Genomic DNA, 14,934 nt, shown 5'->3' on the forward strand with positions numbered 1-14,934 from the left:
AAATCAGACAGGAGTGGCGAACTATGCAAAAATTTATAGACATGACTTATCATGCCGCCATCTACCTGAGATTATCGAAGGAAGATGGCGACTTTTCTCAATTAGGAGAAAAGAAAGAAAGTAACAGTATTGCAAATCAGCGTAAGCTGATTAAAGACTATTTGAAACATCACCCGGAAATCATTCTGACACAGGAGTTTTGTGATGATGGATTTACCGGTGCAAATTTTGACCGCCCGGATTTCCAGCGAATGATTGAGCTGGTCAAAAAGAAGGAAATTGACTGTATTATCGTCAAAGACCTTTCCCGATTCGGTCGAGATTACATTGAGTCAGGAAAATACATTGAGAAGATTTTTCCGGCTCTCGGAATCCGTTTTATCGCAATCAATGACAACTACGATTCCGCAGCAAACCAGCAGGCAGGAAATGAAATTATCCTTCCGTTTAAGAACCTGATCAATGATTCCTACAGCCGTGATATTTCCATCAAAGTCCGTTCCAACCTGGACATCAAAAGACGGAACGGTGAATTTGTCGGCAATCATGCGATATATGGGTATCAGCGGTCAGAGGAAAACAAGAATCAGCTGGTCATCGACAAAACCGCAGCTCCCGTTGTGGAGAGCATTTTCCGGATGAAGATTGACGGATTCAGTCCGGCACAGATAGCTGACCGGCTGAATCAGGATGGAGTTCTTTCTCCATATGAATATAAAAGGCACTGCGGTTCCAGGTATCAGTCCGGATTCCGCAAGCAGGCTCGGACAGTCTGGAGTCCGGTAGCAATCTACCGGATTTTGAAAAACGAGATGTACACAGGGACTTTGGTACAGGGTAAGACCACAACTCCGAATCATAAGGTCAAAGTTCGCAGTACAAAGGATGAATCGGAGTGGGTGCGGGTAGAAAACGCTCATGAAGCGATTATTCCACCGGCAACTTTCGATATGGTTCAGAAACTGATGCTGGAGGACAGCAGAAGCCCTGTTGGAGGGGAAGCCGTCCATTTGTTTTCCGGAAAAGTTTTCTGTGCCGACTGCCACAGCTCCATGATCCGGAGAAAAACAAAATCGCATGGAAAAGAGTATGTGTATTTTATCTGTGGAGCCAACAAGCAGAATAAAGAGATATGCTCTCCTCACAGAATCACGGAACAGGCAGTCTATGATACGGTGCTGGCAGTGATCCAGTCGCAGGTGTCACTGGCGCTGGATTTGGAATCCGCCTTAAAAGAACTGGACGGCATTTCCTGGGAACGTCGTGAACTGGAACGGATTGAACGGGGAATTGCCCGACAGGAAGAAGTCATTGAGTACAACAAGAAGATGAAGGCGATGGTTTACGAAGACTTCAAGATGGAAGTCATCACGCTGGATGAGTATAAAATCTTAAAAGCGGACTGTGACCAGAAAATCCAGGATGCAAATGATTCGATTGCCCATTTGATTGGCAATCGGAATAAGGTAAATTCCGGTCTGACCGGACAGCAGAGCTGGCTTTCTCAGTTCCGGAAATATCAGAACATTCAGGAACTGACCCGCAGAGTGGTGATTCATTTTGTGGAACGGATTGAGATTACAGCGGACAAACAGATTTCGCTTACGCTGAACCACGCAGACCAGTTCCAGGCGATACTGGAATTTTTGGAAGAATATCAGGGACAGCAGAAAAATGTACAGCCTGTGGAAAAGGAGGTGGGATAATTGGCAAGAGTTGCAAAACGCCGGGAACGGCAGGGTGTTCAGCTCCAAAAGGCTGAATCCGGCATCAAAGTTTATCAGACAGCGATTTATGCTCGATTATCCCGTGAAGATAACTTAAGCAATTCTGATTCCATTGAAAACCAGATTGCGTTGCTGGAGCGATACATTGACGCCCGACCTTATCTTCAGCTGGCTGATATTTTTGCAGATAACGGATTTACCGGTACAGATTTTGAACGACCGGAATGGCAGCGTCTGATGGAAGCGGTTCAACAGAGGAAAATCAACTGCATTATCGTAAAAGACCTGTCCCGTCTGGGCAGAAACTACATCGAAACCGGCGAGTTTCTGGAAAAAATCTGTCCGTTCTTCGATATCCGCTTCATTGCGGTCAATGACAATTTTGATACGGATACAGCGGAAGCCAACGGGCAGCTCTCAGTGTCGCTGTCGAACATTATCAACGATTATTATGCCAAAGATATTTCCCGAAAAGTAACATCGGCTTTGCGGAGCAAGATGGAAAAGGGAGAATATATCGGCTCATGGGAAAAATACGGGTATGTGAAATCACCGGAGAACAAAAATCAGCTGATCGTGAATCCGGAAACTGCACCGGTAGTCAGGATGATTTATCAGTGGCGTTCCGAAGGCATGAGCTATATGGGAATCAATAAAAAGCTCAATGATATGGGAATCCCTTCTCCTGGTCAGTACAAGGCAGACCGGGGGATTGTCACCAACAATAATCAGAAGCCCCGGAAGATTCTCTGGAACAAGCACATGGTAACGGACATCCTGAAGGATATTACTTATCTGGGGCATCTGGCACAGCGGAAAACAACGCAGTGTTTATATGCTGGGATTCCGTTCAGCCGTACAGAAGAACAGGACTGGATACTGGTTGAAAATACGCACGAAGCGATTATTGAGCCGGAGCTGTTTGAAAAGGTACAGGCGATCAACGAGAAAGCTGCGGCGGCACAGAAGGCAAACAGAGGGAAATATGACCACCTTCCCAAAGCAAAAAACATTTACGGGAAGAAATTTACCTGTGCGGACTGCGGCTCCGTGATGAAGCTGGTACGTTCCTTCAGCACCAATAAAGATAAGGTATATTTTACCTTTAAGTGTCCGGCTCATGAAGAGCATGGAGCAAGAGCCTGCACTGCCAAACGGATGCGGAAAGCCGATGTGGACAAAGCGGTGCTCAGCAGCATCAAGGCACAGTTCGAGCTGTTTCTGGACTGCCGGGAAGCACTGGACAGCCTGCTGAAAGCCAAAGAGAAACAGGTGAAAAAGGCTGGAAAGTCAGACCAGGCGAAGGAACTGAAAAAACAACTGGAGAAAAAGAAGTCTGTTTTTTCCGGGCTGTACCGTGACTTGCGGGAAGGACTTATCGACGATCAGGACTATGCACAGACCCGTGAAATCCTGATGGAGGACATCAGCCGCCTGGAAAAACAGATTGAAGAACTGAAATTTTCAAAGGCAGAATATGAGGAGCCGCTTCAGGAAGCAAAAATCTGGGAAGCGCTGATTGAAAAGTACGCTCATGCCGAGGAAATCAGTGAAGAACTGGCAGATGCCATGATTGAATCCATGCAGATGAACGGGGATAATTCCCTGAGCATCCAGTTCAGGTACATGGACAGCTTCCAGGCAGTTCTGGATACTGTCAAAATACTCAGGAAGGAGGTTGCGTAGGATGAAAAAGTGTATTGCGGTTTATCTTCGTCTTTCACTGGAAGATGTGGATAAACGGACAAATCAGGCAAAGGATGAAAGCAACAGTATTGCCGCCCAGCGTCAGCTGATCCAGCGGCACATTGCCCTGAATCCCTACCTTTCCGGATTGCCACAGATGGAATTCTGCGACGATGGTTTTTCGGGTACGAACTTCCAGCGACCGGACTTCCAGAGGATGATTGACCTGATCCGGGACGGAAAGATTCAGATTGTGATTGTCAAAGACCTTTCCCGTTTCGGACGTGACTACCTGGAAGTTGGCGATTATCTGGAACACATCTTCCCGTTTCTGGGAGTCCGGATGATTTCCATCAATGACCACTACGACAGTGAACAGAATCTCGGTAATACCGCTGGGATGGACGTCGCCTTCAGAAATTTGATTTACGACTACTACAGCAAAGACCTTTCCAAAAAGGTAAAAACGGCAATGCGGGTGAAGCAGAGGGATGGCGGTTACGTCTCCTGCTGTCTGTATGGGTACAGGGTACTGCCGCAGGAAAAACACAAAATGGTCATTGACCCTGAAACCGCACCTATTGTTCGGAGAGTGTTTGAGGAAATTATTGCAGGTAAATCCACAAGTCAGGTGGCAAGAGAACTGAATGCGGAAGGCGTTCCGACACCGCTTGAGTATAAGGGGGTTCGGAGAAAAAATCAGTCTGACAAAAAACCTCTCTGGACACATCAGCGGATTCTTGAAATGCTGAGGAACATCAAGTACACCGGCTGTATGGTCAACCACACCCGTGAGAGCAGGAAAATCAGGGACAAAGCTCAGTACAGGGTTCCAAAAGAAGAATGGATCATCCATGAGAACGCTCATGAAGCCATTGTTTCGATGGAAGAATTTGAAGCGGCGAAAGATGCTTTGCGGAAAGTTCGTCCCTATAAAAAGAAAACAGAACGGGATGTTTACCCGTTTTACTGTGCTCACTGCGGCAGAAAGCTTCAGAAAACCTTCGGGAATGATGTGCATTTCTACTGTGCAACACCTTATTGGAATGAGGAAGAACATTCCTGCAAAGAAGTCCGCTGGGATAAAACAAGGATTGAAGAAGTGGTTCTGGAAGCACTGAAAGCACAGATCGCCATGATGACCGTTCAGTCCCGTGGAAAATCCAAAGCGGTTCAGCCAAAGGGGACAATGCTCAGACAGAAGCTGAAAATACTGACAGGCGAGTTGAAGTCCGGCGACAGTCAGAAGGTTCAGAGCTATTTGGATTACCGGGAAGGTCGCATTACCAGAGAAGATTTTATTGCACTCCGGGCACAGCGTGAACAGCGTGCCAGGGAGCTGCAAGAGGAAATTGCCCGAACCGAAGCGGAGTACCAGGAATATCTGGACGCTGAGGAACAGGCAAAAAAAGAAAGAGCGATTACCAGGAAAACGGATTCCCTGGATGAAGAATCGCTTCGGGAAATCATGTACGATGCAGTCAAGAGAGTGAATTTTGTGGACGGTCAGAACATTGAAATCGTCTGGAAATTCGATGACCTTTTTCGTACAGCATAGGAACTGATTTCATGGATTTTGCGGAAAATTACGGCTTTTAGCCTTATAATCACACAATGGGTACCGCAAAAAATGAGTTTTTTCGACTTCCTCGAAAGCCCGAAAATGCCCATTTTATCAGGGTTTTCGAGGATGCCGAAAAATTTTTTTGCACTTACTTGACACAATCAGATGATCTGGGGAGGGTAGTCATTCCCAAAGAAATCAGAAGGACACTCTGTATACGGGAAGGCACTCCCCTTGAAATATTTACGGGAAGAGAAGGGGAGATCGTGTTGAAAAAATACTCTCCTCTTGGGGAAATCCACTCTTTTGCGGAGCAGTACGCAGAAAGTCTCTCGCAGACGGCAGGGCTCCTTGTTTGCATTACGGATATGGAAAAGATCATTGCAGCCTCGGGGGCAGGAAAAAAGGAAATGTTGGAAAAAGAAATATCGGAAGAGCTTATGGATGCGGCGGAAGGGAGAAGACCGATAATTGCAGAAATCGGCCAAAAAGAGTACATTGCGATATCTAAGGCAGAACAGATCTCCTATCAGGAGGAAATCATCTATCCAATTCTATCAGGAGGGGATGTCATCGGAAGCGTCATATTTTTGAGCAGGGAAAAAGGAAAAGAAAGGGAAGTCCGTCAGAAACTTGCCGCATGTGCGGCAATGTTTCTCGGAAGTCAGATGGAAGCGTAAAGGCATTTGAGTCATAAATCCCGAAAAAGCATCATACAATAGTCTTAGAAAAAGGACAAGGAGGGTGTGATGGGGAAAAGTCAGAAAACAGGGATTATGCGCATCTTTCAGGCATTGTTGGTATCTTATGCCATCACGGCGCTGCTGCTTCTTGTATTGGCGGTGCTTCTTTACAAACTGAATCTTGATAAAGGAAAAGTGTCGGCAGGTATCATAGGAATCTATGTAGTTTCCGCCTTTGCAGGAGGATTTTTGCTTGGAAAACTTCAGAAAGTCAAAAAGTTCATATGGGGGCTTGTATTAGGTATTCTGTATTTTCTGCTCCTGTTGCTCGTCTCGTTTGGAGTGTATCACACGTTGCAGGGAGATGTGGTCAATCTTTTGACGACACTTGTACTTTGCTCGGCAGGAGGAATGCTGGGAGGTATGTTTTCTTGAGAAGGAAGAAAAAAATACTTTAAAAAGAGAGGGCAGTATGCTATAATATCGAATAGCATAAACCAAAGGAGGAAACAGGAAATGAAACACATTAAAACATTAAATACACAGACTTTAAACAACACAATGAAGAAAGGCGGATGCGGAGAATGTCAGACATCCTGCCAGTCTGCATGTAAGACATCCTGCACAGTAGGAAACCAGACCTGCGAACAGAAGAAATAAGCAGAAATCATACAGGAAAATTTTCACAGACAGCGGCTGACCGGTCGCTGTCTGTTGATGTTGCAAGAAAATCTCAGAAAAAATATCGATAAACAGAAAGGGGTACCGTTTGTGATTCACCAGTACCAGAACAACGGATATAATATTGTCCTGGACGTCAACAGTGGATGCGTGCATGTTGTGGACCAGATGGGATACGATGTGATCGCCTGCCTGGACAGATTGTGTCAGGATCAGACTGCGGAGACGATCCAGTCAGAAGAAACGAAGAAAGCAGTGCTTGAAGAGCTTTCAGATAAATACAGCGAAAAAGAACTTCTCTCCCTGCTTCCGGATTTGGCCGAATTGGCAAAAGAAGGACAGCTTTTTGCACCAGATACACATGAGTCTTGTATCGGGGAAGTTATGAAGAGAAAGACGGTAGTAAAAGCTCTTTGTTTACATATCGCTCACGATTGTAACCTGGCATGCAAATACTGTTTTGCGGAGGAAGGGGAATACCACGGAAGAAGGGCACTTATGTCTTTTGAAGTTGGGAAAAAGGCGTTGGATTTCCTGATCGCAAATTCCGGCAGCAGAAGAAATCTCGAAGTGGACTTCTTTGGCGGAGAACCGCTTATGAATTGGCAGGTTGTAAAAGACCTGGTGGCATACGGAAGAGAGCAGGAAAAGAAATATGACAAGCATTTCCGCTTTACGCTGACTACGAACGGAGTGCTTTTAAATGACGAAATCCAGGAATTCCTGAACAAAGAGATGGATAATGTGGTCTTAAGTCTTGATGGACGAAAGGAAGTCAATGACGCAATGAGACCGTTCCGGAACGGAAAAGGAAGCTATGATCTGATCGTGCCGAAGTTTCAGAAGCTTGCAGACAGCCGCGACCAGATCCGCTACTATGTGAGAGGAACATTTACGAGAAATAATCTGGATTTTTCAAAAGATGTGATGCATTTTGCGGATCTTGGATTTAAACAGATGTCTATTGAACCTGTGGTAGGAGACGAGACAGATCCGTATGCGATCCGCAAAGAAGATCTTCCGCAGATTTTTGATGAGTATGACAAGCTTGCACAATATATGATCCAGCGGGAGAAGGAAGGCAAAGGATTCAACTTCTTCCATTTCATGATCGATCTGGAAGGCGGACCGTGCATCGCTAAACGGCTTTCCGGATGCGGATCGGGAACGGAATATCTTGCAGTGACGCCTTGGGGAGATTTCTACCCATGCCATCAGTTTGTCGGGGATGAGGACTTCCTGATGGGCAATGTGGATGAAGGGATCACGAAGCCTGAGATTGCCGAGGCGTTCCGTGGATGCAATGTGTATTCCAAGGAAAAATGCAGAAACTGTTTTGCAAAGTTTTACTGCAGCGGCGGATGTATGGCAAATGCATATCATTTCGAAGGATCTCTCAATGAGGCCTACGATATCGGATGTGAGATGGAGCGCAAGAGGGTTGAGTGTGCCATCATGATAAAAGCAGCGCTTGCGGACTTGGGAGAATCCGAAGCGTAGAAGCAGAATGGAAGGGTGTGAAGACATGAAGAAAAGCGGAGGGATAGCAAGTCTCTTTGTCGTGGCGGCTTTGATCGTGATACTGGGATTCACGACTCTTGTCGGATTTGGCAGCCGCAATACCGGCGCGATGGAAAACATCAAGCTTGGACTGGATTTGGCCGGAGGTGTCAGCATTACGTACAAGGTAACGGATAAAAATCCGACGAGTGAGGAAATGCGCGATACAGTCTATAAGCTTCAGAAACGTGTGGATGGGTACAGTACAGAAGCAACGGTGTATCAGGAAGGCGATGACAGGATCAGCATCGAGATACCTGGGGTAAACGATGCAAATGCCATCCTTACGGAACTCGGAAAGCCAGGTTCTCTGGAATTTCAGACAGAAGATGGAGAGACGGTTCTTTCCGGAAGTGACATCAAGACAGCGGAGGCAAAGACGGGGCAGAATCAAGACACTGGTGCCGCAGAATATATGGTGGAGCTTCAGCTGAACGAAGAAGGAAAAGAAAAGTTCGCCAAGGCTACAGAAGAAAATATCGGAAAACAGATCGCTATCATCTACGATGGAGAGACGATCAGTTCTCCGAACGTAGATGAAAAAATCCCAGATGGAATGGCTTATATCAATGGAATGTCAAGCTTTGAGGAGGCGGAAGAACTCGCATCTACCATCCGTATCGGCGGATTGAAGCTCGAATTAGAAGAACTCAATTCTCAAGTGGTAGGGGCGCAGCTCGGGGAAGAAGCAATCAGTACAAGCCTGAAAGCAGGTGTGATTGGTCTGATCATCGTTTTCATCTTCATGTGCGTGGTTTATCTCCTGCCGGGGCTTGCATCCAGTATTGCCTTATTGATTTATACTGGGATCGTGCTTGTACTTCTGAATGCATTTGATATCACGCTCACACTTCCGGGGATTGCAGGTATCATCCTGTCTATCGGAATGGCGGTAGATGCGAATGTCATTATTTTTGCACGTGTGAGGGAAGAAATCACAGATGGAAAGAGTGTGAAGTCGGCATTGAGACTTGGATTCCAGAAAGCTCTTTCTGCCATCGTGGACGGAAATGTCACAACGCTGATCGCAGCGGTTGTGCTCTGGCTGAAAGGAACAGGGAGTGTCAAAGGATTTGCTCAGACGCTGGCCCTTGGTATCGTTGTGTCTATGTTCACAGCACTGGTAATTACCAGGATGATCATCAATGCGTTCTATGCCATCGGAATCCGGAAGGAAAAATTCTATGCGAAAGTGAAGCCGGCAAGAAAGCCGATCAATTTCCTTGGAAAAAGAAAGATTTTCTTTGCCGCCTCCATTGCGGTTATCGCTGCTGGCTTGATTGTCATGGGTGTGAACGGCGCAAGAGGAAAAGGAATGCTGGAGTACAGTCTGGAGTTCCAGGGAGGTACGTCCACAAATGTTACTTTTAATCAGGATTATTCCCTGGAGGAGATTGATTCCAAGGTTGTTCCTGTAGTGGAAAAGGCAACCGGAGATGCGGAAGTACAGACACAGAAAGTGCGTGATACCAATCAGGTCATTATCAAGACAAAAGCACTTGATCTGGAAAAGAGGGAGGCTCTGGATCAGGCTCTGGTGGAAGAGTTCCAGGTAGATGAATCGAAAATCACGTATTCCAATATCAGCTCTACTATCAGTTCCGAGATGAGACAGGATGCGATCATCGCAGTTGCGATCGCAGCAGTATGTATGCTCCTTTACATCTGGTTCCGGTTTAAAGATATCCGATTTGCGACAAGTTCCGTTGCCGCATTGGTTCATGATGTACTTGTGGTACTTGTATTTTATGCAGTGTCAAGGATCAGCGTGGGCAATACTTTCATTGCCTGCATGCTTACCATCGTCGGATATTCCATCAATGCGACTATCGTTATTTTCGACCGCATAAGGGAAGAACTGAAGACGAGAAGAAGAAAAGAGCCGCTTGCAGATATTGTCAACAGAAGTATCACGATGACATTGACAAGAAGCATCTATACATCGCTTACGACATTTATCATGATATTTGTGCTCTTCGTTATGGGTGTAAGTTCTATTAAGGAATTTGCACTTCCTCTGATGGTAGGTATCGTGTGCGGAGCGTACTCTTCTGTATGTATCACGGGAGCGCTCTGGTATGTAATGAGGACAAAAATCGGAAAAAACAGAGAAAAAATAACAGCGTAATCAGAAGGGGATGCAGTGGAAACGGCATCCCTTTTTGTACAGGAAAGAGGTAAAGAAGATGAAAAACTGGGTTCTGCTCAGGAAGGGCGGCAATTTTACAGAGCTTGGCAGGTGGTTTGGTATTCATCCGAGGACGGCGGCTCTTATCAGGAACAGAGATATCATCGGCGAAGACGCCATGGATCGTTACCTGAATGGGACGATAGCGGATCTTTACGACGGAATGCTTATGAAAGATATGGATAAAGCAGTGGAGATCCTGAAGGAAAAGATCACGGAAGGTCAGAAGATCCGTGTCATCGGAGATTATGACATCGATGGGGTCAATGCGACATATATTCTTATGGAAGGTCTGGAAGGCCTTGGGGCAGAGGTGGACAGCGACATTCCGGACCGGATCAAAGATGGGTATGGGTTAAATAAGGATCTCATCGACCGGGCGCTGGACGACAACATCGACACTATTGTGACATGCGATAATGGAATTGCCGCAAAAGAAGAAATCGCATACGGAAAAGACATGGGGATGACGATCATCGTGACAGATCATCATGAAGTGCCTTTTGAAGATCTGGAAGAAGGGAGAAGATATCTGATTCCGCCGGCAGATGCAGTTGTAGATATCAAGAGAGAGGACTGTCCGTATCCGTTTAAAGGGCTCTGTGGAGCAGCTGTCGCCTACAAGTTGATAGAGGCGCTTTACAATGCCATGGGGAAAGATCCGGAAGATGTGGATTATCTTATGGAAAATGTGGCAATCGCCACAGTGGGAGACGTCATGGATCTGACAGATGAAAACCGGATTTTTGTCCGCCAGGGTCTCGATATGCTGAAACAGACGAAGAACTACGGATTGGCAGCGCTTTTCGAGTGTACTGGGGTAGACAAAAACCATCTTTCTTCCTATCATATCGGTTTTGTGATAGGGCCATGTATCAATGCCGGAGGACGGCTGGATACTGCTAAGAGAGCTCTGGAGCTTCTCAGGGCAAAAACAAAAAAAGATGCGGATATTCTTGCAGGAGATCTCAAAGCGCTCAATGACAGCAGAAAGGCGCTGACTGAAGAGGCAGTAAAAGATGCCATATTTCAGGTTGAGACAACCGGTCTGAAAGATGACAAGGTGCTTGTCATCTTTCTCCCGGAATGTCATGAAAGTTTGGCCGGAATCGTGGCGGGAAGGATCCGTGAGCGGTACTATAAGCCTGTCTTTGTCTTGACAAAAGCGGAAGAAGGTGCAAAAGGATCGGGAAGGTCCATTGATGCGTATCATATGTACGAAGAGCTGAGCAGATGTAAAAATCTGCTGACTAAGTTCGGAGGACATAAATTGGCGGCAGGTCTTTCTCTGCCGGAGGAGAATATCCTAAAGCTTCGCAGGGAACTGAATGAGAATACGACAATGACGAAAACGGATATGACGGAGAAAGTTCTGATCGACATGCAGCTTCCGCTGGAGGAAATACAGGAAGATTTCATTGAGGAACTTTCCCTGCTGGAACCATTCGGAAAAGCAAATGGGAAACCGGTCTTCGCGGAGCGGGGACTGGAATTCAAAAAGGCTCGGATACTTGGAAAAAACAGAAATGTACTGAAATTTGAAGTGTGCGATACAAAAGGGACGTACATAGATGCAATGTTTTTTGGCGATCCGGAGGAATTTTTTGGATATCTTTCGGAAAAATATGGGATGAATTCCAAAGAAAGGTTATTAAACGGCTGTACACCGGGTATGCTTATGGATATCACATATTATCCGGGAATCAACGAATATATGGGCAGAAAAAGTCTTCAGATCGTCATAAAAGATTACAGATAGCGACAGAATGATTTGAAACTTTGAAAAAATAATGATATACTAGTTGATATCTCCAAAATTGAAACCAGGGAATTGAGGGTAAAACAGGCATTTTTACATATTAGAAAAAGGAGGGGAATGATATGGCAGGAGAAATCAGACCGGAAGAAGTCACGATGGAAGTCAGACAGGGACTCAGGATAGTGGATGGCCATGCGGTAAAAGAACCTGCAGATTATCAGGACCCGGATGAGTTATATCGTTATCTTATCGGACACATACGCAAGTACCACCCGTCAGCCGATGTCTCCTTGATCGAGAAAGCATATGGGCTGGCCAGAGACAAACATAAAGATCAGTTTAGAAAATCGGGGGAGGCTTACATCATCCACCCCCTCTGGGTAGGAATTATACTTGCACAGCTTGAGATGGATAAAGAGACGATTGCGGCCGGGATTCTTCATGATGTGGTAGAAGACACAGACACGACAAGGGAAGACATCGAACGGGATTTTGGAGCAGAAGTTGCACTGCTCGTGGATGGAGTCACAAAACTGGGACAATTGTCCTACTCTTCCGACAAGCTGGAAGTTCAGGCGGAAAATTTGAGAAAGATGTTCCTGGCCATGGCAAAGGATATCCGGGTCATCATCATCAAGCTGGCCGACCGGCTTCACAATATGCGGACGCTGCAGTTTATGAGACCAGAGAAGCAGAAAGAAAAGGCCAGAGAAACAATGGATATTTATTCGCCGATCGCACAGAGGCTTGGTATTTCCAAAGTCAAGACAGAACTTGACGATCTGGCGCTGAAATATCTGAAGCCGGAAGTGTTCTACGATCTGGTACAGCAGATCAACGAGCGAAAAACAGAGCGGGAAGAGTTTGTGGCCCAGATTGTCAAAGAAGTCTCGCAGCATATGGAGAATGCCAACATCAAGGCAGAAGTAAACGGCAGAGTCAAACATTTCTTCAGTATCTACAAGAAGATGGTCAATCAGGATAAGACGGTAGATCAGATTTATGATCTGTTTGCAGTCAGGATCATCGTAGATACGGTCAAAGACTGTTACGCGGCTCTTGGCGTCATCCATGAGATGTACACGCCGGTTCCAGGCCGATTCAAAGATTATATCGCGATGCCGAAGCCAAATATGTATCAGTCCCTTCACACGACACTGATGAGTTCTGTGGGGCAGCCTTTCGAGATCCAGATACGGACGAAAGAGATGCATAAGACTGCGGAATATGGTATCGCAGCACACTGGAAATACAAAGAATCCAATGACGGAAAGAAGAATATCAAGGCTCAGGAAGAAGAGAAACTGAGCTGGCTCAGACAGATTCTGGATTGGCAGAAAGATATGTCGGACAACAGAGAATTTTTAAACCTGATCAAAGGCGATCTCGATCTGTTTGCCGAAGATGTGTACTGCTTTACTCCGAACGGAGATGTAAAGAATCTTCCAAACGGCTCTACACCGATCGACTTTGCCTACGCGATCCATAGCGCGGTAGGGAATAAGATGGTTGGAGCCCGTGTAAACGGAAAATTGGTAAAAGTAGATTATAAGATCCAGAACGGAGATATGATCGAAATCCTTACTTCACAGAATTCCAAAGGGCCAAGCCGTGACTGGCTCAATATCGTAAAGAGCACGCAGGCGAAGAACAAGATCAATCAATGGTTCAAAAAGGAATTTAAGGAAGAAAATATTATCAAAGGAAAAGAAATGATATTGGCTTACTGCAAGGCCAAAGGGTTCAATCAGTCAGATTTGATGAAGCCGAAATATATGCAGGTTGTACAGAAAAAATATGGATTCCGTGACTGGGAGGCAGTGCTTGCAGCTCTTGGACATGGGGGTCTGAAAGAAGGCCAGGTCGTAAACAGACTGGTAGAAGAATACAGCAAAGAGCACAGACAGGAGATCACAGATGAGGCGGTACTTGAGAAAGTAGCCGAAGCGTCAAGAAATAAAGTGCAGATCACAAAATCGAAGAGCGGAATCATTGTCAAAGGAATCGATGACATGGCAGTTCGATTTTCCAGATGCTGCAGCCCTCTCCCGGGAGATGAAATCGTTGGATTTGTGACGAGAGGACGAGGGATGACGATCCACAGAACAGACTGCGTAAATATCCTTCATTTGACAGAAAGAGAGAGAGCCCGTCTGATTCCGGTCGAATGGGAACCGGATGCGGTAGAAGAGACAGAAGGAAGATTCCTTGCAGAGATCAAGATGTATGTGGTAGACAAACCAGGAATGCTCATGGAGATATCCAAGGTCTTTACTGAGGCGGAGATCGACATCAAGACAATGAATGTAAGGACCAGTAAGAAAGGCACGGCCACGGTAGAGATGGGATTTGTCGTATGTGGAAAGGCAGAGATGACAAAGATGATTGAGAAGCTACGCCAGATAGATAACGTGATCGATATCGAAAGAGCAACGGGCTGATGCTGGAAAGAGGTAGAAGATGAAGATAGAAACATTTGTGACAGGGATCATCGGGACGAACACTTATCTTGGGATCAATGAAAACACGGGAGAGGCAGTGCTGGTAGATCCGGCTGCCTGCCCGAAAAAGCTGCTTTCATATATCCATGAAGAAAAGATCCAGGTTAAGGCGATTCTTCTCACACATGGACATTTTGATCACATTATGGGGATCGATGAATTTCGTGACCATTATGAGGTGCCGGTTTACGTGGGAGAAAATGAAAAAGAACTGATCTGCGACGCGCACTGGAATCAGTCCGACATTTACACGAATGGATATGTATTTCGTGACGCGATCTATGTAAAGGATCAGGAAGTGCTGAATATAGCCGGATTTTCTTTCCAGGTATTCCATACGCCGGGACATACACCTGGTGGAGTGTGCTACTATGAAGCGGCGGAAAAAATACTTTTCAGCGGAGATACGCTGTTTTGCAATTCCGTAGGGCGGACGGACTTTGAAGGCGGCAGTATGTCGGATCTGATCCGTGGGATTAAAGAAAAACTGATGCCGCTTCCGGACGACACGAAAGTGCTTCCGGGACATATGAATGCTACAACAATAGGGCATGAAAGAAAATATAATCCTTTTTTATGATGCAG

11 protein-coding genes are annotated in these 14,934 nt (G+C 45.9%); all 11 read left to right on the plus strand.

Features of this window, described 5'->3' with window-relative positions; translation table 11 throughout:
• Window positions 1-23 precede the first annotated feature (23 nt).
• The 11 genes from ACLROL_RS04190 (at window position 24) to ACLROL_RS04240 (ending at window position 14,929) form a co-directional block, all read left to right on the plus strand.
• The gene (locus tag ACLROL_RS04190) at window positions 24-1,706 is read left to right on the plus strand and encodes a recombinase family protein (RefSeq protein WP_204907605.1); all 1,683 of its coding nucleotides are present in this window, start codon (window positions 24-26) and stop codon (window positions 1,704-1,706) included.
• Complete coding sequence (locus ACLROL_RS04195; protein ID WP_204907604.1) at window positions 1,707-3,413, plus strand: recombinase family protein; 1,707 nt, start codon at window positions 1,707-1,709, stop codon at window positions 3,411-3,413. It begins immediately after the preceding gene.
• Window position 3,414: 1 nt separating this feature from the next.
• Window positions 3,415-4,971, plus strand: a complete 1,557-nt coding sequence (locus ACLROL_RS04200; RefSeq protein WP_204907603.1) for a recombinase family protein — start codon at window positions 3,415-3,417, stop codon at window positions 4,969-4,971.
• 56 nt (window positions 4,972-5,027) lie between these two features.
• Window positions 5,028-5,657, plus strand: coding sequence for a stage V sporulation T C-terminal domain-containing protein (locus tag ACLROL_RS04205; RefSeq protein ID WP_413067388.1), 630 nt, complete (start codon window positions 5,028-5,030; stop codon window positions 5,655-5,657).
• Between the two features lie 69 nt (window positions 5,658-5,726).
• A complete protein-coding gene (locus tag ACLROL_RS04210) occupies window positions 5,727-6,095 on the plus strand; it encodes a TIGR04086 family membrane protein (RefSeq protein ID WP_087200212.1) in 369 nt (122 codons plus the stop codon).
• Between the two features lie 81 nt (window positions 6,096-6,176).
• Complete coding sequence (gene scfA / locus ACLROL_RS04215; RefSeq protein ID WP_008976445.1) at window positions 6,177-6,320, plus strand: six-cysteine ranthipeptide SCIFF; 144 nt, start codon at window positions 6,177-6,179, stop codon at window positions 6,318-6,320.
• 111 nt (window positions 6,321-6,431) lie between these two features.
• Window positions 6,432-7,841 (plus strand): thioether cross-link-forming SCIFF peptide maturase, encoded by a 1,410-nt coding sequence (scfB, locus tag ACLROL_RS04220; protein WP_087200300.1) that lies wholly within the window; start codon window positions 6,432-6,434, stop codon window positions 7,839-7,841.
• A 25-nt stretch (window positions 7,842-7,866) separates the two neighbouring features.
• Window positions 7,867-10,029: a protein translocase subunit SecD gene (secD, locus tag ACLROL_RS04225; protein ID WP_087211865.1), complete on the plus strand. Its 2,163-nt coding sequence runs from the start codon at window positions 7,867-7,869 to the stop codon at window positions 10,027-10,029.
• Window positions 10,030-10,087: 58 nt separating this feature from the next.
• On the plus strand, window positions 10,088-11,848 hold the full coding sequence (recJ, locus tag ACLROL_RS04230) for a single-stranded-DNA-specific exonuclease RecJ (protein WP_087211856.1): 1,761 nt from the start codon (window positions 10,088-10,090) through the stop codon (window positions 11,846-11,848).
• 122 nt (window positions 11,849-11,970) lie between these two features.
• Window positions 11,971-14,289 carry a RelA/SpoT family protein gene (locus ACLROL_RS04235; RefSeq protein ID WP_087200217.1) on the plus strand — a complete coding sequence of 773 codons (2,319 nt, stop codon included), beginning with the start codon at window positions 11,971-11,973 and terminating at the stop codon, window positions 14,287-14,289.
• A gap of 19 nt (window positions 14,290-14,308) precedes the next feature.
• Window positions 14,309-14,929 (plus strand): MBL fold metallo-hydrolase, encoded by a 621-nt coding sequence (locus ACLROL_RS04240; RefSeq protein ID WP_087200219.1) that lies wholly within the window; start codon window positions 14,309-14,311, stop codon window positions 14,927-14,929.
• The last annotated feature ends 5 nt before the right edge of the window (window positions 14,930-14,934 follow it).

The sequence above is a fragment of the Sellimonas sp. genome (genome assembly GCF_047234585.1).
In the GTDB taxonomy this organism is placed as follows: Bacteria; Bacillota; Clostridia; order Lachnospirales; family Lachnospiraceae; genus Sellimonas; species Sellimonas caecigallum.